Source organism: Flavobacterium sp. YJ01 (assembly GCF_029320955.1).
Taxonomy (GTDB): domain Bacteria; phylum Bacteroidota; class Bacteroidia; order Flavobacteriales; family Flavobacteriaceae; genus Flavobacterium.
Window position 1 is genome coordinate 584,737 of record NZ_CP119757.1, and the last position, 22,678, is coordinate 607,414.

At 33.4% G+C, this 22,678-nt stretch carries 19 protein-coding genes; 4 read left to right on the forward strand and 15 right to left on the reverse strand.

The features are described from left to right. Nucleotides 1-302: 302 nt before the first annotated feature. On the reverse strand, nt 303-2,900 hold the full coding sequence (clpB, locus tag P0R33_RS02635; protein ID WP_276174090.1) for an ATP-dependent chaperone ClpB: 2,598 nt from the start codon (nt 2,898-2,900) through the stop codon (nt 303-305). Nucleotides 2,901-3,104: 204 nt separating this feature from the next. Between clpB and ytxJ the strand changes: the two genes are divergently transcribed. Beyond that, nucleotides 3,105-3,494 (forward strand): bacillithiol system redox-active protein YtxJ, encoded by a 390-nt coding sequence (gene ytxJ / locus P0R33_RS02640; protein ID WP_276174091.1) that lies wholly within the window; start codon nt 3,105-3,107, stop codon nt 3,492-3,494. Nucleotides 3,495-3,665: 171 nt separating this feature from the next. Here ytxJ and P0R33_RS02645 read toward each other — a convergent pair whose 3' ends face one another. Together P0R33_RS02645 and P0R33_RS02650 are read right to left on the reverse strand one after the other, a co-directional pair. Continuing rightward, complete coding sequence (locus tag P0R33_RS02645) at nt 3,666-4,829, reverse strand: hypothetical protein (RefSeq protein WP_276174092.1); 1,164 nt, start codon at nt 4,827-4,829, stop codon at nt 3,666-3,668. Next, the gene (locus P0R33_RS02650; RefSeq protein ID WP_276174093.1) at nt 4,826-5,827 is read right to left on the reverse strand and encodes a DUF2157 domain-containing protein; all 1,002 of its coding nucleotides are present in this window, start codon (nt 5,825-5,827) and stop codon (nt 4,826-4,828) included. Before P0R33_RS02650 ends, P0R33_RS02645 begins: the two co-directional genes overlap by 4 nt. A gap of 260 nt (nt 5,828-6,087) precedes the next feature. Between P0R33_RS02650 and P0R33_RS02655 the strand changes: the two genes are divergently transcribed. Then, nucleotides 6,088-7,404 (forward strand): T9SS type A sorting domain-containing protein, encoded by a 1,317-nt coding sequence (locus tag P0R33_RS02655; RefSeq protein ID WP_276174094.1) that lies wholly within the window; start codon nt 6,088-6,090, stop codon nt 7,402-7,404. An 83-nt stretch (nt 7,405-7,487) separates the two neighbouring features. Here the strand turns inward: P0R33_RS02655 and argH are convergent, their stop codons facing one another. From argH to P0R33_RS02710, 11 genes are all read right to left on the reverse strand, one after another. Further along, on the reverse strand, nt 7,488-8,768 hold the full coding sequence (argH, locus tag P0R33_RS02660; RefSeq protein ID WP_256634510.1) for an argininosuccinate lyase: 1,281 nt from the start codon (nt 8,766-8,768) through the stop codon (nt 7,488-7,490). A 71-nt stretch (nt 8,769-8,839) separates the two neighbouring features. Further along, entirely contained in the window at nt 8,840-9,910 is a 1,071-nt protein-coding gene (locus P0R33_RS02665) for a M20 family metallo-hydrolase (protein WP_276174095.1), read from the reverse strand. A gap of 247 nt (nt 9,911-10,157) precedes the next feature. Further along, a complete protein-coding gene (argB, locus tag P0R33_RS02670; RefSeq protein ID WP_276174096.1) occupies nt 10,158-10,931 on the reverse strand; it encodes an acetylglutamate kinase in 774 nt (257 codons plus the stop codon). A 96-nt stretch (nt 10,932-11,027) separates the two neighbouring features. Next, nucleotides 11,028-11,981, reverse strand: a complete 954-nt coding sequence (locus P0R33_RS02675) for an N-acetylornithine carbamoyltransferase (protein WP_276174097.1) — start codon at nt 11,979-11,981, stop codon at nt 11,028-11,030. A gap of 95 nt (nt 11,982-12,076) precedes the next feature. Beyond that, a complete protein-coding gene (gene proB, locus P0R33_RS02680; protein ID WP_276174098.1) occupies nt 12,077-12,838 on the reverse strand; it encodes a glutamate 5-kinase in 762 nt (253 codons plus the stop codon). Nucleotides 12,839-13,030: 192 nt separating this feature from the next. Further along, nucleotides 13,031-14,224, reverse strand: coding sequence for a glutamate-5-semialdehyde dehydrogenase (locus P0R33_RS02685; RefSeq protein WP_276174099.1), 1,194 nt, complete (start codon nt 14,222-14,224; stop codon nt 13,031-13,033). Between the two features lie 96 nt (nt 14,225-14,320). Next, nucleotides 14,321-15,460, reverse strand: a complete 1,140-nt coding sequence (locus P0R33_RS02690) for an aminotransferase class III-fold pyridoxal phosphate-dependent enzyme (RefSeq protein WP_276174100.1) — start codon at nt 15,458-15,460, stop codon at nt 14,321-14,323. 90 nt (nt 15,461-15,550) lie between these two features. Then, on the reverse strand, nt 15,551-16,528 hold the full coding sequence (argC, locus tag P0R33_RS02695; RefSeq protein ID WP_276174101.1) for an N-acetyl-gamma-glutamyl-phosphate reductase: 978 nt from the start codon (nt 16,526-16,528) through the stop codon (nt 15,551-15,553). Between the two features lie 12 nt (nt 16,529-16,540). Further along, on the reverse strand, nt 16,541-16,852 hold the full coding sequence (locus P0R33_RS02700) for a hypothetical protein (protein WP_276174102.1): 312 nt from the start codon (nt 16,850-16,852) through the stop codon (nt 16,541-16,543). 54 nt (nt 16,853-16,906) lie between these two features. Then, nucleotides 16,907-18,100: an argininosuccinate synthase domain-containing protein gene (locus P0R33_RS02705; protein WP_276174103.1), complete on the reverse strand. Its 1,194-nt coding sequence runs from the start codon at nt 18,098-18,100 to the stop codon at nt 16,907-16,909. A 55-nt stretch (nt 18,101-18,155) separates the two neighbouring features. After that, nucleotides 18,156-18,803: a GNAT family N-acetyltransferase gene (locus tag P0R33_RS02710; RefSeq protein ID WP_276174104.1), complete on the reverse strand. Its 648-nt coding sequence runs from the start codon at nt 18,801-18,803 to the stop codon at nt 18,156-18,158. Nucleotides 18,804-19,004: 201 nt separating this feature from the next. Here P0R33_RS02710 and P0R33_RS02715 point away from each other — a divergent pair, with 201 nt between their 5' ends. Then, complete coding sequence (locus P0R33_RS02715) at nt 19,005-19,172, forward strand: hypothetical protein (RefSeq protein WP_276174105.1); 168 nt, start codon at nt 19,005-19,007, stop codon at nt 19,170-19,172. Nucleotides 19,173-19,369: 197 nt separating this feature from the next. On the opposite strand, the gene P0R33_RS02720 is transcribed toward P0R33_RS02715, so the two are convergent. Continuing rightward, on the reverse strand, nt 19,370-21,634 hold the full coding sequence (locus P0R33_RS02720; RefSeq protein ID WP_276174106.1) for a M1 family metallopeptidase: 2,265 nt from the start codon (nt 21,632-21,634) through the stop codon (nt 19,370-19,372). A 185-nt stretch (nt 21,635-21,819) separates the two neighbouring features. On the opposite strand from P0R33_RS02720, the gene P0R33_RS02725 reads away from it, so the two are divergent. Beyond that, nucleotides 21,820-22,671 carry an aldose 1-epimerase family protein gene (locus P0R33_RS02725; protein ID WP_276175683.1) on the forward strand — a complete coding sequence of 284 codons (852 nt, stop codon included), beginning with the start codon at nt 21,820-21,822 and terminating at the stop codon, nt 22,669-22,671. The last annotated feature ends 7 nt before the right edge of the window (nt 22,672-22,678 follow it).

Genomic DNA, 22,678 nt, shown 5'->3' on the forward strand with positions numbered 1-22,678 from the left:
TTTTCTGAATTTGCTTTTAGCTACATTGACCTAGCAAAACCCAAAGAATAATAAAAACGATAATAGTTCCGAAACAACCTCCTCCTAATTTTTTAGCGCCATAACCGGCTAAAAGTCCTCTAAAAATATTGTTCATGATTTTGTAATTTTAATTAATAATTTGCTGATTTTTATTTATTTAAAATTGTGTCTTTTTTGAAAATATTATGTTATATGAATTAGATTAAAAGTTTCAGAATTCACGGTAAAAAAAAACACCAGCCTTTCGACTGATGTTCTTCTCAGATTAACTTAAAAAAAAATTATTTAGCTGTCTGATTTCTGAAAACCAAATTGCCATCGAAAGCATCTAATAAAATGATGCTGTCTGTTGTAATATTTCCTGCCAAAATTTCTTTTGACAATTGATTTGAAACTTCTCGCTGAACCACACGTTTCACTGGTCTTGCTCCAAAATGCGGATCATAACCTTTATCTGCCAAGTAAGCAATAGCTTCTGGAGTTGCGTCCATTGTAATGCCTTGCAGTGCCAGCATTTTGGTAACGCTCTTCAACTGTAAACTTACAATTCTTGAAATATTCTCTACTGTAAGCGGCGTGAACATTACAATTTCGTCTATACGGTTGATAAACTCAGGACGAACAGTTTGTTTTAATAATCCTAAAACTTCATTTTTAGCTGCTTCTGTAGCTGCTTCAACGCTTCCTTTTAGATTTTCAAATTTCTCCTGAATAATATTACTTCCCATATTTGAGGTCATAATAATAATTGTATTTCTGAAATCAGCCAGACGCCCTTTGTTGTCCGTCAAACGTCCTTCATCTAGAACTTGCAATAAAATATTGAAAGTATCTGGATGGGCTTTTTCGATCTCGTCCAAAAGCACAACAGAATACGGTTTTCTACGAACCGCTTCTGTTAACTGACCTCCTTCATCGTAACCTACATATCCTGGAGGCGCACCAACTAAACGGCTCACACTGTGACGTTCTTGGTATTCACTCATATCGATACGAGTCATCGCATTTTCATCATCAAAAAGATATTCTGCCAAAGCTTTTGCCAACTCCGTTTTACCAACTCCCGTTGTTCCTAAAAACAAGAACGATCCGACAGGTTTTTTCATATCCTGTAAACCAGCACGGCTTCTACGAACCGCGTCACTCACAGCTTCAATCGCTTCTTCCTGACCAACAACACGTTTGTGTAATTCGTCTTCAAGATGCAATAGTTTTTCTCTTTCGGTCTGAAGCATTTTTGTAACCGGAATTCCTGTCCATTTTGCTACAACCTCAGCAATATCTTCTCTGGTTACTTCTTCTTTTATTAAAGAATTTCCAGATTGAGACTCTAACAATTGTTTTTGCAAATTTTCCTGACGTTCTTGTGCTTCTTTTATTTTTCCGTAACGAATTTCAGCTACTTTTCCGTAATCACCATCACGTTCTGCACGTTCTGCTTCGTATTTAAAGTCTTCAATTTCGTGTTTTACAGCCTGAATTCCATCAACGATATCTTTTTCCTGCTTCCATTTTGCATAGATTTCGTTTCGCTCTTCTTTTAGGTTGGCTAATTCCATACCTAAAATTTTCAGCTTGCTTTCTTCTTTCTCACGTTTAATAGCTTCGATTTCAATTTCCAATTGCATGATTTTACGATCCAAAACGTCTAATTCTTCAGGTTTTGAATTGATTTCCATACGCAATTTAGAAGCCGCTTCATCCATCAAATCGATTGCTTTATCTGGCAAGAAACGATTTGTAATATAACGCTGAGAAAGTTCAACTGCTGCAATAATTGCTTCATCTTTGATTTGAACTTTATGGTGCGTTTCGTATTTCTCTTTAATTCCGCGCAAAATCGAAATTGCGCTTTCTGTATCTGGTTCGTCGATTAGTACTTTTTGAAAACGTCTTTCAAGCGCTTTATCTTTTTCAAAATATTTTTGATATTCATCTAAAGTCGTAGCCCCAATTGCTCTCAATTCACCACGAGCCAAAGCTGGTTTTAGGATATTTGCCGCATCCATTGCGCCTTCTCCTCCACCTGCACCTACAAGCGTGTGAATCTCATCGATAAACAAAACAATATCTCCGTCTGCGGCTGTAACTTCTTTTACAACCGATTTCAAGCGTTCTTCGAATTCTCCTTTATATTTTGCTCCGGCAATCAAAGCTCCCATATCGAGTGAGAAAACGATTTTATCTTTTAAGTTTTCCGGAACGTCTCCGTCCACAATTCTATGCGCTAAACCTTCTGCAATTGCGGTTTTACCAACTCCAGGTTCACCAATAAGCATTGGATTATTTTTTGTTCTACGAGTCAGAATCTGCAATACACGACGAATTTCTTCATCACGGCCAATTACAGGATCTAGTTTTCCTGTACGAGCTAATTCGTTTAAGTTTTTAGCATATTTATTCAAAGAATTATAAGTTTCCTCAGCTGAAGCTGAAGTTACTCTTTCTCCTTTTCTTAATTCTTCGATTGCTGCTTTTAACCCTTTTCCAGTTACTCCCTGATCTTTTAAAATTTGAGAAACTTTACTTTTTGAGTCGAAAATAGCCAAAATTAAATGTTCGATCGAAACGTATTCATCGTTCATTTTTTGTGCTATAATTTCAGCTTCATTCAAAGCTTTATTTGCATCTCGCGAAAGCATAACATCGCCTCCAGAAACTTTTGGAAAACTTTGAATTGTACTGTCCAAAATTTGAAGAAATAATGGAACATTTACATTTAATTTTTTCAGAATAAATGGCGCTACGTTCTCATCTACTTCAAAAATAGCTTTGAAAATGTGTTCATTTTCAATTTGCTGCTGGCCATTTCGCTGTGCTAATTGTTGCGACAACTGTATGGCTTCTTGCGATTTAATAGTAAATTTATTTATGTTCATATTTTTATGATTTGATTGATTTTTTGTTTAAATATTCGATTACATTAAAGTTAAGACTTATTGAGATATTTTTTTAACTCAAAAGATTTAACTTTGCTATTGAATATTCAAATTATATTCCATACACAAAAAACAGACAAAATGACATTAAAAATCGTGTTTTAGCGATTTTATCGCGTCAAAAAGTCATAAAACAAGTCAAACATGAGTTTTTTTAATTCAATCTTCGGAAGTTCAGAGAACTCAGAAGCTCAAAAAAGTAACGTCAACTGGACAGAATTAACAGATATACTTCAGTTAATGGAGATCGAAGCTATTTCTAATGAAAAACCAGTTGTAATATTCAAACACAGCACAAGATGCAGCATTAGCCGAATGGCTTTAAAACAATTTGAAAGAGAATTTGATCTTGAAAGTGTTGTCGATGCTTATTTCTTAGATTTAATAGCCCACCGAGATATTTCAAACGAAATCGCTAGCAGATTTGGAGTTTATCACGAATCTCCACAATTGATTTTAATTAAAAATGGAAAAGCGGTTTATAATGTTTCACATAGCGATATTAATGCTGAAGCATTGAAAAGCAAAGTATAAGTTTTTTTTGTCACAGATTAAAAGGATTAAAATGATTAAAATGATTTTCTGATCTTTGTCATATCGCCACGAATTACACGAATTTTCACGAATTAATTTGTGTAAATTCGTGTAATTCGTGGCAAAACAAAAGAAATCATTTTAATCCTTTTAGTCTGTGGCAAACTTAATTTAAAAGCTTTCTCCAGATCCTCCGCCGCTAAAACCTCCTCCTCCAAATTCCATCGGAGAAACTGTTTTTACTTCGGGTTTCATTCCGAAAGTTGAGGCTACAACTAAAGCTTCTGCATTTAAGAAATTATCGGAATGATTGATTCTGTCTGGTTTAAAGGTTAATCCGCTTTCTTTTTCTTTTAATTTTTTAATCGAAAAATACGCTATTGCAAACAAAACTAATCCACCGAATGTAAGCGCGACTTCGATTGGCAAAACTGCGTAGTAAAATCGAATTGTATAAAATGAAAATCCAATCGCTAGAAAACTTATCCAAAACATTATTCTGTCTTTTGTTCTTAAAGCCTGAACCAAATAAATAATCGGAACAATTAATGTAAATGCATAAAAGATAAACGCAAACGGAATATCGGTTCCTGGCTTAACTTCTGTTCCTAAAAGTTCTCCTGAAAGTTCTCTAACAACTAAATAATTACAAGAAAAATAAAACAAAACCAGACAAAAACTATTTGCCAGCAAAAGCCCATTGTAATAGTAACTTTCTGTTAGATTCTTGATTATTTTTTTTGTTATAAAATAAAAAGCTCCTGCAAAAACCATTGCAACAAAGGGTAAAATAGCTTTTCCAAAATCTCCAAATTCAAACATTTCAAAAAACAAAAATGCAGTTACTGCTATGCAAAAAACCAACATCGACAGTACATGCAAATAGCGCAGAAACATAAAAAAGGCAGAAACAGCCACAAAAAAAGCGATTACAGTTTCATAACCTTCTGTTGTTATCGCTACTGCAATACCAACTTGTGAAATTGCGCCTAAAATAAAAGCGTCATCTAAACCATGATTATGATATTCTTGATTGGCAAGAAATTCTGCTCCAGCAAAACCAATGGCAGCAAAAATGTAAAAACAAATTTGAAAGTACACATGTTCTGAACTTAATCCAAACAAAGAAATCATTCCGCAAATAGAACTGTAAAGCAAACTTCCTAATAGAAAGAAACCAATTCTAACCAAAATGTTATCCTGACTTCTTAAAACAGGCAACTCTTTTTCTACAAATTTCTTCTGTTCTTTATTAATAAAACCTCCTTTATACAAAGTTTCTGCTTCATCGGCCAAAACTTCATTATCTAACTTTCTTTTATCGTATGCTATCATTCGGCTATTTCTTTATGGAAGTTTTTAATCAATTTAATAAACATTATAATCGAACCAACAAAATATGCTGGAAGCAGGAAAATAAATAATTCCCATATTTGAGAAAAATCTACATTCTCAAAAATTCTAAACAAAACTATATTAGCACCGATGTAAGCGTATACAATCATAAATACATAGAGAGACATTGCTTTATAATCGTAACTGGCTTTATAAAAATAATAGGTAGAAACTGCCAAAATAAGGGCAAATATTATCCAAGTTAGAAAATCATAATTAGTTAAATTACTAATTGAGGCAATACTAATAATATGCAAGGCAAAAGTTAGAAATACCAAACCAAAATGTGTTTTTAAAGAAATTCGTCTGCTGTAAATTGTCCATAAAATCAATAAAATTCCGAGCATCACAGCAGAATAACTCAAGTTTTGGCTCGCATAAAGATTATTAGTGTCGTTAAAGATATCTTGTGGCGTAACCGAAAGCCCTACATAAGCCGCCAAACCCGTAATCGCAATTGTCAAAACACTTCGGTTATCAAAATAATAAGCACAAAAGAAACTTACAATGGTTGGAACTAAAGTTGCTAATCCGTAATGTTCGCCAAATGGTTTGTATTGAAACTGAAGATATCCTATAAAAATACAAGTCAGAATATTTCCTGCTAAAACCAAATACTCTACAACAGGATGGTCAAAAGTAGTTTCTTGTTTCTGAAAACCTTTAGAATTTTTAAAACAGTAATAAAAACAAACGACGATTACAATCAAAAGCAAAGAAAGAATTGCGATATGCCCTATTGAATCGATGTTTTCATAAATTAAAATTCCTATTCCTGAAGTAAACAATAGTACTGATAAATACAGAAATAATTTTAATTCTGCATTTAATGAAAAGATGTTTAGATTTCGATATGTTTTTATTTCTTCAAACTGATTTTCAGTAACTAAGCCTTTCTCGAAAAGTTTGAGAGTTGCTTCTTCATTAAATTTTTTCATTGGCATGATTATAAACTGGCATATCAAATATATGTATTTAGCATGAATTTTCTGCTTTTCATTTAAAACCTTTTCTTAATTCTTAAAACATTATGAAAGAACAAATTAAGATTTAATAGTGTAAAAACAACACTTATTAATCTAAAAATCAAAGCATTAAACCATAAATATTTGATAAATTAATTTGAAATTATTTTTATTCTTATACATTTGTGCAATCGATTACATTAAACTATTAAACCACAAAAAACCACACTTAAATGAAAACAAAACTTATCTTATTGGCATTGCTTCTGCCTTGCTCCTTTCTTTTTGCCCAAAATTATTTTATGAGTGCACCTGAAGGATTTGGAGCTTCAGCAACTGGCGGAGGAAGCGCATCTCCTGTTACTGTATCTACTCTTGCTGATTTAACCGCAAAATTAAAATTAACAACTCCGCAAGTCATTTTAGTTTCTGGAACTATAAACTGCACCTATACAAGTTTGCAAGTAAATGACAAAACCATAATTGGACTTCCGGGAGCGAGATTAATAAATCTAGATCAGACTGCCGCGGGTTCTGGAATTTTAAATTTAAAACCTGGCTCAAATAACGTCATTATTAGAAATTTAATTTTTGAAGGACCAGGCGCTTACGATGTCGACGGTAAAGATAATTTGACATCTGAAGCAACAAACATTTGGGTAGATCATTGCGAATTTCAAGATGGAATGGATGGTAATTTCGACAATAAAGGCGCTGCAGATAATGTGACTGTTTCTTGGTGCAAATTTACATATTTGAAAACTCCAAAAGCGGGAGGTTCTGGAGGAGCCGATGATCACCGTTTTTCTGATTTAGTAGGATCTTCTAAAACTGACGCTCCTTCTGACGGACATTACAGCATAACTTTTAAAAACTGTTATTGGGCAGAAGGCTGTAAAGAAAGGATGCCGAGAGCCAGAAATGCTGAACTTCATATTTTAAATTGCTATTATAACACTTCTGTATCAGGTTCTTTGGCAATTGGTTTAGGCGGAGGAAGCAACAATACAACTTGTTATGTAGAAGGAACAGATTTTGCTAAAATTGGAACTGCTTTCAAAAGTTACGTAAGCACAGATGGCGGTACAATTGGCATTTCTTTTACCGATTGTTTAAATGCTCCAGCAAACTCTGGAACTGCTGTAACAAAACCTTCTTATAATTACAGCGTTTTACCGATTGCTAATGTTGCTGGATTTGTTTCTAACCCAACATGTGGCGCTGGGGCGACTCTACAAGTTACTGCACAAGGCACTTTATCTACAAGTTGCAATAATTTAGGCTTAAATGACCGCTTAAATAATCTAGATTTGAAATATTATCCTTCAGTAATTAACCGACTTTTAAATATTGATTTTTCAAGCTCTGATAATGGTTTGGCTGAAGTGGATTTATTTTCTTCGAATGGATCAAAAGTATATTCGCATTCTAAAAATATCACTGCTGATGAAAAATTAGAACTCAATGTGGGAAATCTTGCGAAAGGAATTTACATCTGCAAAGTTCAAATTGAAAACAGAAGCAAAACATTTAAATTAGTAAAAAACTAAAATTTGGATAAATCAAAAAGGTCATTGAAACAAATCAATGACCTTTTTAGTTTTACAGCTCACTTTTTACATTTAACAAAAAACTAAAAAGCTGCTTTCATTTTATCTTTTATTGCATCTAAACATAAATTGTTGATACTTCCTTCGTGCGTGTGTTTCGTCTCTTTTGGAGATTTGTATGTTCCCGCTTCCAATTGTTCTGCAACGGCTTTGTAAGCATCTCTAAATGGCATTCCTTCTACAACCATTTCATTTAAAGTATCAACTGTAAACAAATAATCGTATTTTTTATCTTCTAGAATATGATCTTTTACTGTAATATCTTTTATTGAGAAAATTGCAATATCCAAACAAGATTTTAAAGTTTGAATTGCTGGAAACAAACCTTCTTTTAAAAGCTGTAAATCTCTGTGATAACCACTTGGAAGATTATTGGTGATTAAAGTGATTTCGTATGGAAGTGCCTGAATTTTATTGCATTTTCCTCTGATTAATTCAAAAACATCAGGATTCTTTTTATGAGGCATAATACTTGAACCTGTTGTAAGATGCGCCGGTAAACCAATAAAATCAAAGTTCTGGCTCATATACAGACAAACGTCCATCGCAAATTTTGATAATGTTCCCGCAACACTTGTCATGGCAAATGCAACTGTTTTTTCTGCTTTTCCACGACTCATTTGTGCCGCAACGGCATTGTATTTTAAGGTTTCAAAACCTAATTCCTGTGTTGTAAATGTTCTATTGATTGGAAATGAACTTCCGTAACCTGCAGCAGATCCTAACGGATTTTGATCTACAATTTTTGAAGCAGCGTTCAACATCGTAATGTCATCAATCAAACTTTCGGCGTAAGCAGAAAACCACATTCCGAATGACGATGGCATAGCAATTTGTAAATGTGTATAACCTGGCAATAAAACATTTTGGTGTTTTTCTGCCGATTCCATCAATAAGTCAAACAAAGTTTTTACTTGTTCTTTTATCGCTTTTAATTCATCTTTCAAATACAAATGAACATCAACCAAAACCTGATCGTTACGAGAACGCGCGGTGTGGATTTTCTTTCCTGCATCGCCAAGTTTTACGGTTAGAAGATATTCGATTTTAGAATGTACGTCTTCAAAACTGTCTTCGATTTCGAAATTTCCAACTACGATGTCTGCGATAATTTCGTTTAATGCATCAACTAGAGAAGTCGTTTCTTCAGCTGTTAATAAACCAATCTGTCCCAACATTTTGGCGTGCGCGATTGAACCTAAAGCATCGTATTTTGCTAAAACTAAATCCAGTTCGCGGTCGTTTCCAACGGTGAATTGTTCGATTTGTTTATCTGTTGGTATTCCTTTTTCCCAAAGTTTCATAGGTAGTATTTTTATTTCGGAAGAAACCTAACAGGTTTTAAAAACCTGTTAGGTTTGACTTCGATATTTACTTATAATTTAAAGAAATCAGTTAGTATTTTGATATACAGGTCGACTCCTTCTTCAATTTCATTTACAAAAATAAATTCGTCTGCTGAATGTGAACGCAATGTTTCTCCTGGCCCTAATTTTAAAGACTGACAGCTTAAAACGGATTGATCTGAAAGCGTTGGCGAACCATACGTTGTTCTTCCCAATGCTATTCCGGCCTGAACCAAACCGTGCGCAACTGGAATAGAAGATGCGTTTAAATGCATTGATCTTGGCGTTACTTCGGCGTTTACATTTGCTTTAACCACTTCCAGAATTTCGGCATTTGTATAGCGATCTGTTACGCGAATGTCTACAACCAAATCACATTCTGACGGCACTACGTTATGCTGTTTTCCTGCATTAATTTGCGTTACAGTCATTTTTACAGGACCTAAAACGTCTGATATTTTGTCGAATTTATAGTTTTTAAACCATTCCATTACTGGAATTGATTTGTATAAAGCGTTGTCGTCATTTTGATGTGCGGCGTGACTTGCAGTTCCTTTTACTTTTACATCTAAAACTAAAAGACCTTTTTCGGCAACTGCTAATTGCATTAAAGTTGGCTCTCCAACTATGGCGCAATCTAATTCTGGTAAGCTTTTTAAAACGCTGTTTAAACCGTTCTTTCCGCTACTTTCTTCTTCTGCAGAAGCTACAATTACAATATTGTGAGAAAGGTTTTCATTTTCGTAAAAATATACAAAAGTTGCTAGCAACGAAACTAAACATCCTCCTGCATCATTACTTCCTAAACCAAATAATTTTCCGTCTTTTTCAATCGCTTTAAAGGGATCATTTGTATAAGCTTGATTTGGTCGTACAGTATCGTGATGTGAGTTTAATAAAAGTGTTGGTTTGTTTTCGTCGAAATATTTATTGAAAGCCCACAAATTATTGTTTTCTCTCTTGAAAGGAATCTCATTTTGATTGAACCAATTTTCGATTAAAAGAGCTGTCTGATCTTCTTCACTAGAAAATGAAGGGGTTTCGATTAAACTTCTTAATAAACTAATTGCTTCCTGGGTAAGCGTATCTATATTTTTCATTTTAATAAGGTTCAAAGGCTCAAAGGGACAAAGCAGCAAAGTTTTTGAGCTTTCCTTTGACCATTTTTACTTGCGCAAATTTATTTAAAATACCTTGTGCGCTCTATTTTTTTGCCACTAATTGCACGGATTTTCATAAATTATCTTTTTGTCACAGATTTAAAATCAAAACAAACTTTTTTATGTATTTCTAAAATTATTTTCTCTATTAACAGAGTAAATTAGCGTCAATTTGTGGCAACATTTTTTATAATGTAATAGTTGTATGCGGAATATCTGAATTTTGAAGCATTCTGTGATGCCCGATTTTGATTTTCTGCACACCCCTTGATAAACTGTTGAAACAGTTATCCAATTTTGGAATCATACCAGAATGGATTACTTTTTCTTCTTTTAGTTTATTATATAATGTTTCGTTGATTTGGGTTATTACAGACGAATCATCTTCTGAATCCATTAAAACACCTTGTTTTTCAAAACAGTAAGTCAGCGTAACATCAAAAACTTCCGATAAAGCAATTGATAATTCACTTGCAATGGTGTCAGCATTCGTGTTTAGCAATTGTCCATTTTTATCATGTGTAATTGCACAGAAAACAGGAACAACTCCAGCTTCTAATAAAGTTGCCAGTAATTTGGTGTTGACTTGTTTTACATCGCCTACAAAACCGTAATCTATTGTCGGGTGATTTCTTTTTGTTGACTGAATTAAATTTCCGTCAGCTCCAGAAAAACCAATTGCATTGTTGTCTTTAGCCTGCAATTGCGCCACAATATGCTTATTGATTTGTCCAGCGTAAATCATTACCACAACATCAAGCATTGGAGCATCTGTAATTCGGCGTCCGTCGATCATTTGCGGAACTAAACCAATACTCTGCGCCATTTTCGTAGCCGATTTTCCACCGCCGTGAACTAAAACTTTATAGCCTTCAATTTTAGAAAAATCGGTTAAGAATTGTTCTAATTCTGCTGGATTGTCAATGATGTTTCCACCTATTTTGATTACGGTAACTTTCATAAGATTCTAAGGTTCTGAGATTCTAAGATACTAAGTTTTTTATGTGCAAAGTTTCTTAGCATCTTAGTAGCTTAGAATCTTAGCAACTTTAAAAAATTATATTTTCTTCAAAATCTTTTGTAAAACTAATTGTGCTGAATACGTTCTATTATTCGCTTGTTCGATTACGATTGAATTTTCTCCATCTAAAACTTCGTCGCTTACAATTACGTTACGACGAACAGGAAGACAATGCATGAATTTTCCGTTGTTGGTTAAAGCCATTTTTTCAGCCGTAACAGTCCAATTTGGATCGCTATTGGTTACTTTTCCGTAATCGTTGAAATTACTCCAGTTTTTTACGTAAACGAAATCGGCATTTTCAAACGCTTTGTTTTGATCATATTCGATTGTGCAGTTTTTTGTTATTTCTGGACTTAACTCGTAACCTTCTGGATGTGTGATTACAAAATCCATATCTTTTTGCATCTGCATCATTTCTACAAATGAATTCGCAACTGCTTGTGGTAAAGCCTTTGGATGTGGTGCCCAAGAAAGAACAACTTTTTGTTTTTCTTTATGTCTAGGTTTGAATTCTTCCATTGTAATCGCATCTGCTAATGACTGCAACGGATGACGAATAGCACTTTCCATATTTACAATTGGAACTGTAGCGTATTTCAAAAATCCTGAAATTACAGTTTCCTGATAATCTTTTTCTTTGTCAACCAAACCAGCAAAAGCACGGATTGCAATAATATCACAATATTGTGAAACTACTTCTGCCGCTTCTTTAATATGTTCTGATGCGCCAGAATTCATAACGGCTCCGTCTTCGAATTCTAATGTCCATCCCTCATTGGTAAAATTCATTACCATAACGTTCATTCCTAAATTTAAAGCCGCTTTTTGAGTACTCAAACGTGTTCTTAAACTTGGGTTGAAGAATAACATCCCAAGAGTCTTATTCTTTCCTAAACTTTGATTTTTAAGCGGATTCTTTTTGATCTTGATCGCTTGCTTTACCCATTTTGATAATGAGTTGATGTCTTTTATTGAAATATAATTCATTTGTTTTCTTTTTAATTTAGATAATGTGATAATTAGAAAATTTGATAATTATGCATTGTCTAATTAACTAATTTTCTAATTTTCTAATTGACTTATTAGATTATTTTCGTAAAAGGAATTTCGTCTTTTAATGCCTTTAAAATAAAATTATCATTTAATCCATTGACAATCCAGGTTTCGATGTTGGCTGCTTTTGAAATTGCGGCTGCTTCTATTTTAGATTGCATTCCTCCTGTTCCATGTGATGATTTTGATTCGCCGATTTCTTTTTCAAGCGACTTCAAATCATTTACCAATTTTATCGTTTCCGGATTTTCATTGTGAATTGAATTCTTTGTATAAATTCCGTTTGTATTAGTTGCAATAATCAGAATATCAACATTTAAAAGAACTGCTGTTAAAGCTGCTAACTTATCATTATCTCCAAACCGAATCTCATCTGTGGCAACGGTATCATTCTCATTAATAATCGGAATGTAATTGTTCTTAACTAATACATTAATGGTATTTACAATGTTCTTTTTGGTCTGTTCTTTTTCAAAATCAGAATAAGAAAGCAAACACTGCGAAGTATTTAAGCCTAAATCCTTAAAATTTTCATTGTAAATCCGCATTAAATGAGGCTGTCCGATTGAAGCTAAAGCCTGTTTTACAAAAACATCTTTATCTTGATTATCCAGCTTCACAAACTGCTTCGCCGCCGCAATTGCTCCCGAACTTACGATGATAAACTCATATTCATCGTTTAAGGCCGCAATCTGTATTCCTAGGTCTTCAATCTTTCCCCGCGAAATATGATTTGTTTCTTTGGTTAAAGTATTGCTTCCTATTTTTAATAAAATCCGTTTCTTACCCATTGTTGTTGTTTTGATGCGATTTTTTTTAACCGCAAAGTGCGCAAGGTTTTTTGATATACTTTGTGCTTACAAACGCTAAGTTCGCAAAGCTTTATCTATAGTTAAATTCCAAAAAATAAATTCCAAATTCCAATAATCTTAAATCAAAAATCGTTAATCATCAATCTAAAATCTGAACTCTAAAATCTAAAATTATCTTATCTGTCCTTCTCCGTAAACGTACCATTTGTTTGTTACGAGATGTTGTAAACCAATTGGACCTCTTTGGTGAAGTTTATCGGTACTTATTGCTAATTCACCACCAAGTCCGAATTGTCCGCCGTCTGTGAAACGGGTTGAAGCATTTTGGTAAACAGCTGCGGCATCGATCGATTCCATAAACTGCTGTGCGACTTCATTATCTCTCGTAATAATTGCTGCAGAATGTCCTCCACAATATTTATTAATCATATCGATTGCGTGATCTTGAGAATCGATGGTTCCAATCACAATTTTATAATCTAAAAACTCTTCGTACCAAATATCCTCGTTTACGATAGTTTTGGTATTTTCGAAATTCTCTAATGATTTATCTACTATAACTTCAACTTTTGATTCTATTAACTCTTCAATCAGCATTGCAGTAAAACCTTCAAAATTGGGAAGTTTCGAATCAATTAAAACTTTATCCAAAGCATTACAAGCTGATATCTTAGCTGTTTTAGCATTTAAAATTACTTTTAAAGCCAAATCTGTATCTGCTTTTTCATGAACGTAAACAAAATTATTTCCTCGTCCGCTTACGATTACGGGACACGTTGCATGCGCTTTTACAAACTCAATTAGTTTTTCTCCGCCTCTTGGAACTATTAAATCGACTTTTTGAGTAGGTTTTTCTAAAAAAGCCTGAGTTTCTGTTCTGTTGTAATTCAGATATTCCACCCAGTCTTTTGAAACTCCGTTATCTTCTAAAGCTTTGTGCCAAAGACTTACGATTTTCAAATTTGATTTTAAAGACTCTTTTCCTCCTTTTAATAGAATCTTATTTCCAGATTTAAAAGCAATTCCTCCCGCTTCTATTGTAACATCAGGACGAGATTCATAAATAATTAAGATCGTTCCGAAAGCGGCGGTTTTGTTGACCACTTTTATTCCATTATCATGAGTAAAATGAAAGCGCTCAACGCCAACGGGATCTTCCTGAGAAGCCAATTGGTTTAATGATAAAATCATTTCGTCAACTTTTTTATCATCTACTTTTAAGCGTTCTTCCATCGCTAAATCTGAGCCGTCGTAATCGGCAAGATCTTCCTGATTGGTCAAGATTATCTCATTCCGCTCCTGCTCGACCAGCTTTGCCATAGTCCGCAAAACCGCATCGCGTGTTTCAATTGATAATGGTTTCATAATTTCAAGTGGGTTGGTTGTTTTTTGGTTGTTTCTTTTTATCGAAACTTATTGATACCTAACAGGTTTTAGAAACCTGCTAGGATAATTGTGTATTTAGTTTTTTAATTCTTCTAAACTTTCTTTTAAAGCTTTTACGAACGTATCGATATCCGCTTTTTTCACAGTCAAAGGCGGTAAAATTCTTAATAGATTTTTATTGTTTGCACTTCCCGTAAAAATGTGTTTTTCGATTATTAATTTCTTTCTTAAAGCTGCAACATCAAAATCAAACTCTACTCCTAGCATTAATCCTTTTCCTTTTACTTGTTTGATTCCTTCAACTTCTTTGATTTTTTCTAAGAAATATTCATAAACTTCATTTACATTCTTTTGTAAATCCAGTTTTTCGATTACATCTAAAACTGCAATTCCTGCTGCACAAGACAAATGGCTTCCGCCGAAAGTCGTTCCTAATAATCCAAAACTTGCTTCGAATTTTGGAGAGATTAAAATCGCTCCAACCGGAAATCCGTTCCCCATTCCTTTTGCAACTGAAATAATATCAGCGTTAATTCCGTGATGTTGGAAAGCAAAGAATTTTCCGCTTCTTCCGTATCCTGATTGAACTTCGTCTAAAATCAAAACAACATCGTGTTTTTTACATGCTTTCTCTAAAGCCTGAAAAAACTCAGTTGTTCCTTGGTCTAAACCTCCAACTCCTTGAATTCCTTCGATAATTACTGCTGTAACATCGCCTTTAGCTAATTCAGCTTCAACTAATTCGATTTGGTTTAAAGGTAAAAAAGTAACTACTTGCTGTGCATTAATTGGAGCAACAATTTTTATGTTATCCGTAACCGCAACAGCTGCAGAAGTTCTTCCGTGGAAAGAATTATCAAAAGCTACAACTCTTGATTTTCCGTTATGAAAAGATGCTAATTTTAAAGCATTTTCATTCGCTTCAGCTCCAGAACTGCATAAAAACAATTCGTAATCTTCAAGACCAGAAAGCTTTCCTAATTTCTGAGCCAATTCTACCTGCAAAGGATTCTGAATGGCATTTGAATAAAAACCTAAGTTATCTATCTGATTCTTCAATTTTGCTACATAATCCGGCTGTGTGTGTCCAATAGAAATCACACCATGTCCGCTGTATAAATCTAAATATTCTACTCCTTTGTCGTCAATAATTGTACAATCTACTGCTTTTACTGGAGTTATGTCGTATAATGGGTAAACGTTGAATAAGTTCATTTTTTCTTTTTAGTTGTTGGTTGATTGTTGTTGGTTGATGGTCTTATGTGATGTTTCCATCAACTATAAACCAACAACTATCAACTATTATTAAAATCCGCTTGGTTTCAAATGTAAACCTGTGGTTTCTTCTAATCCGAACATTAAATTCATGTTTTGAATCGCTTGTCCCGAAGCACCTTTGGTTAAGTTATCGATAATTGATGTTATGAGAACCCGGTTTCCTTTTTTCAATAAACTAATGATACATTTATTCGTTTGCACCACTTGTTTCATGTTGATGTTGGTTGTAGTAATGGTTACGAAAGGTTCATCTTTATAGAACTCTTCATATTTAGCAACCAATTGCTCCAAACTATCATCGCACAATGTATAAAGCGTGGCAAAAATCCCTCTTGGAAAATCTCCTCTGTTCGGAATGAAAAGCAATTCGCTATCAAAATCGTCTTGTAATTGAACTAAGCTTTCTCCAATTTCTCCCAAATGTTGGTGCTCAAAAGCTTTGTAATGCGACATATTGTTGTTTCTCCAGCTGAAATGAGAAGTTTCTGAAAGACTTACTCCTGCTCCTGTACTTCCAGTTGTGGCATTTATATGAACATCATTATTCAGTAGATTATGTTCTGCTAAAGGCAATAAAGCCAATTGAATTGCAGTCGCAAAACAACCAGGATTTGCAATATAATTTGCTTTTTTAATTTCGGTTTTATTGATTTCAGGCAATCCGTAAATAAAATCTTTTCCTTCGAAATGAGCGTCTTTATTCAATCTGAAATCATTTCCTAAATCGATGATTTTGGTATGACTCGCAAACTGATTTTCTTTCAAAAATAAAATTGATTTTCCGTGACCTAAACACAAGAAAACAACATTCACATTTGGATTGATTTCAGCTGTAAAATTCATTTCAATGTCACCCATCAAATCGTGGTGTGCCACAGAAAGTGGCTTTCCAGCATTTGTTGTACTGTAAACAAAATCGATGTTTACGTTTGGGTGATACATTAAAATTCTGATGAGTTCTCCGGCCGTGTAGCCCGAACCACCAATAATTCCGACATTAATCATAGTTTCTATTTTTTAACTAAAATTATTTTTATCTAAATTTTTATTTTGAGTTGGTAAAAATGCTCTAATTACAAAAAAGAGAATTATTACTTCTATTAGTAATCCTAGAAAAAGCATAAATCCTCCTCCAAAAAAAACTAACATAAAAGGAACTGTACTAAATATTGCAAATACTTGATTGATCGGTTCAATTGGACTTGGAAAAATCAAAATAATGTAACTTAAAGCTATTATCGAAACAGATAAAATACCTGCTACAAAATTTCTATTAGTAAGAAATACTACACCTAAATCATCTTTAAAAAACAATGCAAGTCCAAACATTATTAGTATTATAATAAATACTATAGCGACAGTAATCATTATATGTATGCCAAATTAATCATGATCTAATTGATTTACAGATGAAAATATGTTTTGTGCATTTCCAAGAATTTTGATAAATCCTTTTGCATCGTCAGATGTCCAAGCATTGTTCATTTCTCCATATTGACCAAAACCTGTGTTCATTAAATCATTTTCAGATTCGATTCCGTCAAGTGAGAAATGGTATGGTTTTAATGAAACTGTTACGGTTCCATTTACTGTTTTTTGCGTATCTTGTAAGAAAGTTTCGATGTTTCTCATAACTGGATCTAAGAACTGACCTTCGTGGAATAACATTCCGTACCAGTTTCCTAATTGTTCTTTCCAGTATTGTTGCCATTTTCCAAGAGTGTGTTTCTCTAACAAATGGTGCGCTTTTATTATAATTAATGGCGCTGCAGCTTCAAAACCAACTCTTCCTTTAATTCCGATAATTGTATCACCAACGTGAATATCTCTACCAATTGCATAAGCACTTGCCAGTTTTTCAAGAGCTACAATATTGTTTGAAGGTTTATCTGTTTTACCGTTTATTCCAACTAATTCTCCTTGCTCAAAATGCAATGTTACTTTTTCTTCTCCTTCTTTTTTTAATTGAGATGGATAAGCTTCACTTGGTAATGGCTGTCCTGAAGTTAAAGTTTCCTTTCCTCCTACACTTGTTCCCCAAAGTCCTTTATTAATAGAATATTGTGCTTTTTCCCAAGAGTAGTGAACTCCGTTTTTAGATAAATAATCTACTTCTTCTTGTCTTGAAAGTTTTAAATCTCTGATTGGAGTAATGATTTCGATTTCTGGAGCAATAGTTTGGAAAATCAAGTCGAAACGAATTTGGTCGTTTCCAGCGCCTGTACTTCCGTGAGCGATTGCAGTTGCTCCTACTTTTTTAGCGTATTTAATTGCTTCAATTGCTTGAAAAACACGCTCTGCACTTACTGATAATGGATATGTATTGTTTTTTAATACGTTTCCAAAAATCAGATATTTTATAGCTTTATCGTAATACTTATCTAAAATTGTTAAGTTGGCGTGTTGTGCGCTTCCTAACTCATAAGCTCTTTTTTCAATAGCTGTTAATTCTTCAGCAGAAAATCCTCCTGTATCTACAAGAACAGTGTGAACTTCGTATCCTTTTTCATTTTTTAAATATTTCAAACAATACGAGGTATCTAATCCTCCGCTATAAGCTAATACTACTTTTTTCATTTTTTATAATTTTGGCTAATACTTTCGTATTTAGCAGTTTGAGATTTATTTTTGATTAAATTTTAAATAAAAAAAACAATGACAATATTTTGTTTAAAAAAAAAGCCTGCTTAATTTTTTTAAGTCTGCTTAAAACAGCCTCGTTAAAAGGATGTCTTGGCGGTGTTTTTTGTTTTTCTTTCGGATCGTACAACATTCCGGTACAAAGACACATTTTGTTTTCTTTACTTTGTAAAATTGGAAAATTTGTACAGGTTTTACAGCCAGCCCAGAAACTAGGATCAGTTGTCAATTCTGAGAAAGGAACTGGTTTATAACCTAGTTCAGAGTTAATTTTCATAACTGCTAAACCAGTTGTGATTCCAAATATTTTAGCATCCGGAAATCTTTTCAAAGAATAATCAAAGACCTTCGATTTTATTTTTTTTGCCAAACCATGACTTCTATAATCTGGATGCACAATTAATCCAGAATGAGCAACAAATTTTCCGTGCTGCCAGCTTTCTATGTAACAAAAACCTGCAAACTTTCCATCAGCCAAAGCAATCATTGCATCACCGTTTGCCATTTTTTTCTGAATGTACTCAGGAGTTCTTTTAGCAATCCCCGTACCTCTTAACAAGGCAGATGATTCTATCGTATCGCAAATTTCTTGTGCGAATTTGAAGTGTTCTTCCTGGGTAACAACAATAGAGATCTTCATTTCAATAATTGAAGTTAGAGTTAAAAATTAAAGCATATTGATTCGTTTGAAATCCAGAATTGAATCCAATAAAATTAAGCAAAACAGAAGTAACATTCTCAAAATCAAAAGCTTGATCAAGAAAATTTACAAAATAATAAATACTTTTAGGATATGTTTGTCCAATGGACAAATTATGTGATTTCAAAATGAAAAATGGATATGAATAAATATACGGCTATAAAACTCAGTGAACACTATAGAGCTAGTGTCCGTACTTCGGGAGAAGTAATCGGTGAGTTTGTCCGTGACAAAGAAGTTATATGTAAACTTATTTTATTCATCGGTGCAAAAGTACATCTTTTTTTTATTCACAAAAGAAAAAATTAAAATTCTAACATTTTTTTAATGAAAAGTTATTATTTGAAGACGCTAAGATTCTAAGTTACTAAGGTTCTGAGGTTTTTATTCCTTCTAACTCAACTAAACAAACTTGAAACCATAAACTTGAAACCAAAAATTTCAAGACAAAAGAAAACCCGATGATAAAAATACCATCGGGTTTGTATACTAATAAGATTTTATATTTAGTTTTTTGTAAAAGGAATTACTTGTCCGTTACCTAAAACAATCATATCAAATCCTGTTTTTGCTTCATTATATTTGAATTTTAAACCAGCTCCTTTAGACTCAAATGTGTCTTTTTCGTTTTCTACTGGTTTAACTGAAAACTTAGGAAAATCTGTAATTTCAACATACATAGTACTATTTTTCTCAGTAACTTCAATTTTAAGAGGCGCTCTTGAAGTTGAAAATGTTCCTAAATATGGATCTAAAATAATATCTTTTTCAATTTTACCTTTTCCAGCTGTCCAAACATTGTTTGAGCCATTATTATCTGGAAATACGTGATCTGGATCTAAAGTTATACTTTCTATTTCTTCAGTAGAATTATGTTTAAAAGACCACTCGTTATTACGTTGCCAGATTTCTACAGGAAGATTTACTCTTCTGACTTTTCCGCTTTTTGTTTTAACATCTAAAACAATTGGCATTGGCATTTTATCAAAGTTTTCAACTGTAATTACAACTCCTTTTGCAGGATCATTTTTCACATATTTAATAGAATTAATTCCTTGATCAAATCTCCAGTTGTTTACATACCAGCTTCTCCAAAACCAACTTAAATCTTCTCCAGCAACATTTTCCATAGATCTAAAGAAATCGTCTGGCTGCGGGTGTTTGTAAGCCCAACGTTGGATATAAGTTCTAAATGCAGTATCAAAACGCTCTTTTCCTAAAATTTGCTCTCTCAAAATTATCAAACCTGCACTTGGTTTAAAGTAACACAACATACCAATATTTTGTTCTTTCATATTGTCAGGAGAACTCATGATAGTTTCCAAATCAGGTCGTGTAAATGACTCTGCTTGTTCGTGCAAATCTGCCGCTGGTTCTTTGTATTCTCCATTATTAAATGCAGCAGTACTTAATGAATTGATAAAAGTATTAAAACCTTCATCCATCCAACCGAATAATCTTTCGTTTGAACCCACAATCATTGGAAACCAGATATGCCCAAATTCGTGATCTGTAACTCCCCATAAATCTGCTCCTTTAGATTTCCATCCACAGAACACGATTCCAGGATATTCCATACCGCCTTCGTTTCCAGCAACGTTAGTTGCAACTGGATAAGGATATTCGAACCATTGTTTAGAATAATGTTCGATTGAAGCTTTCACGTACTCTGTAGAACGTCCGTAACCATCTTTTCCTGCACTTTCAACAGGATAAGCCGATAATGCTAATGCTTTTTTACCACTCGGAAGATTGATTTTTGCTCCGTCTAAGATAAATGCTGAAGACGACGCCCAAGAAAAATCACGCGCATTTTTAATTTTATAATGCCATGTTTTATCTGTTCCCGCAGCTGAAGCTGAATTTGCTTCTTGCTCAGAACGAATTGTTACCGTTTTATCGCTATTAGAAGCTTCTTTGTATTTTTTGAAATGATCTGCAGAAAACACTTCCTGCCCATTAACCAATTCACCTGAAGCTACTACAAAGTGATTTCCAGGAACGGTCAATTTCACGTCAAAATCTCCATATTCCAAATAAAACTCAGATGCACCTAAATAAGGAGGCGTGTTCCACCCACGTACATCATCATACACGCACATACGCGGATACCATTGTGCAATAGTAAAGATTTTTCCGTTTTTAGTTTCTAGAACTCCCATTCTGTCAGAACCTTCGAATGGCGCGATAAATGAGAATTCAATTTTTACTTTTACAGAACCTCCTTTTGCAGCCAATTCTTGTGGAAGAAAAATCTGCATTCTGGTATCTGTAACTATATATTTCGCATCAACTTCTGTTTTAGTTTTTCCTCCAGAAATTACTTTTACAGATTTAATTTTATTTCCTCCATCAAAAACTTGACCTTGAGCCCCGTTACGGCTACCTGTTAAAGGCACAACTGCATTTCCTCTAGAATCTTCTTTGAATAAATTCTGATCTAAATTCAGCCAAAGAAAACCTAATTTATCTGGACTATTATTAGTGTAAGTAATCTCATCTGTACCTACAATTTCATTTGTTGTTCCGTTTAATTTTGCTGTGATTTGATAATCGGCTCTATTTTGCCAATACTCAACGCCCGGCTGACCGCTCGCTGTACGAGTTGAAGTTCCATTTTTAGTATAAAAATGAGGACCAAAGGCATCATGATAATTGTAATTATTTACTGGATTCGTGGCTGACGCTGACGGAGTTTGCTGCGCCCAAACCGATGAAATCCCAAAAAATAAAGCCGCGGTTAAAATGGCTTTTGCACATTGCTTTTTCATATTTTTTAGCTGTTTATGTAGCAAATTAATGAAAAAAAAAGCTATTCGTAGAGAAATTTCAAAACATAAATTAAATTTTAGCAAAATTTTATCAATAAAATAATTTGAGCGATTTTCTCAGAAAAGTAATTTTTATAAAATATATTTACATCACTGTAAAATTTATTCACTTTAGACATTCTATTTTGACTACAACAATCTCAAATTCAACATTAACGGCTTCCATAAATCATCTTGGAGCTGAATTATTTTCTATAAAAGACAATCAAAACAAAGAATATATATGGGAAGGAAACCCTGATTTCTGGGGAAAGCATTCGCCAGTTCTTTTTCCTATCGTAGGAACTTTAAAAAACAACACTTATAAAATCGACGGTAAAGAATATAATTTACCTCGTCATGGATTTGCGCGTGAAATGGAATTTGAATTGATTGAAAAAAGTGAAAATAAAGCGATATTTTCTCTAAAATCTTCTGAAGAAACGCTGAAGAAATATCCTTTTAATTTTGAACTACAGTTGATCTATTCATTAAATGAAAATTCTTTAGAACTAGAATATAAAGTCATAAATAAAGGAACTGAAAAAATGCCTTTTTCAATTGGAGCACATCCTGCTATTGCATTACCAAATAATTTTGAGGATTATGCTTTCGAATTTGAAAAAGAAGAAAATCTGAAATATTATCTTCTTGAAAATGATTTGATTTCATCAAAAACTAAAATTTTAGAAACAGTAAACAAGATTGTTCCTTTAAATTATGAGCTTTTTAAAAATGATGCTTTAATTTTTAAAACATTAGAATCTAAATCTTTAACTATTCTTGAAAATTCAAAACCTTATGTCAAAGTAGATTTTAAAGACTTTCCAAGTTTAGGTTTATGGACTAAAGAAAACGCTCCGTTTGTTTGTATTGAGCCTTGGCTTGGTTATTCTGACACTGATGAAAATTCTGGGAATTTATTCGAAAAAGAAGGTGTTTTAACTTTAGAAGAAAACAAAAGTTTTGCTGCAAAATTCAGTATTACAATATCATAATACATTA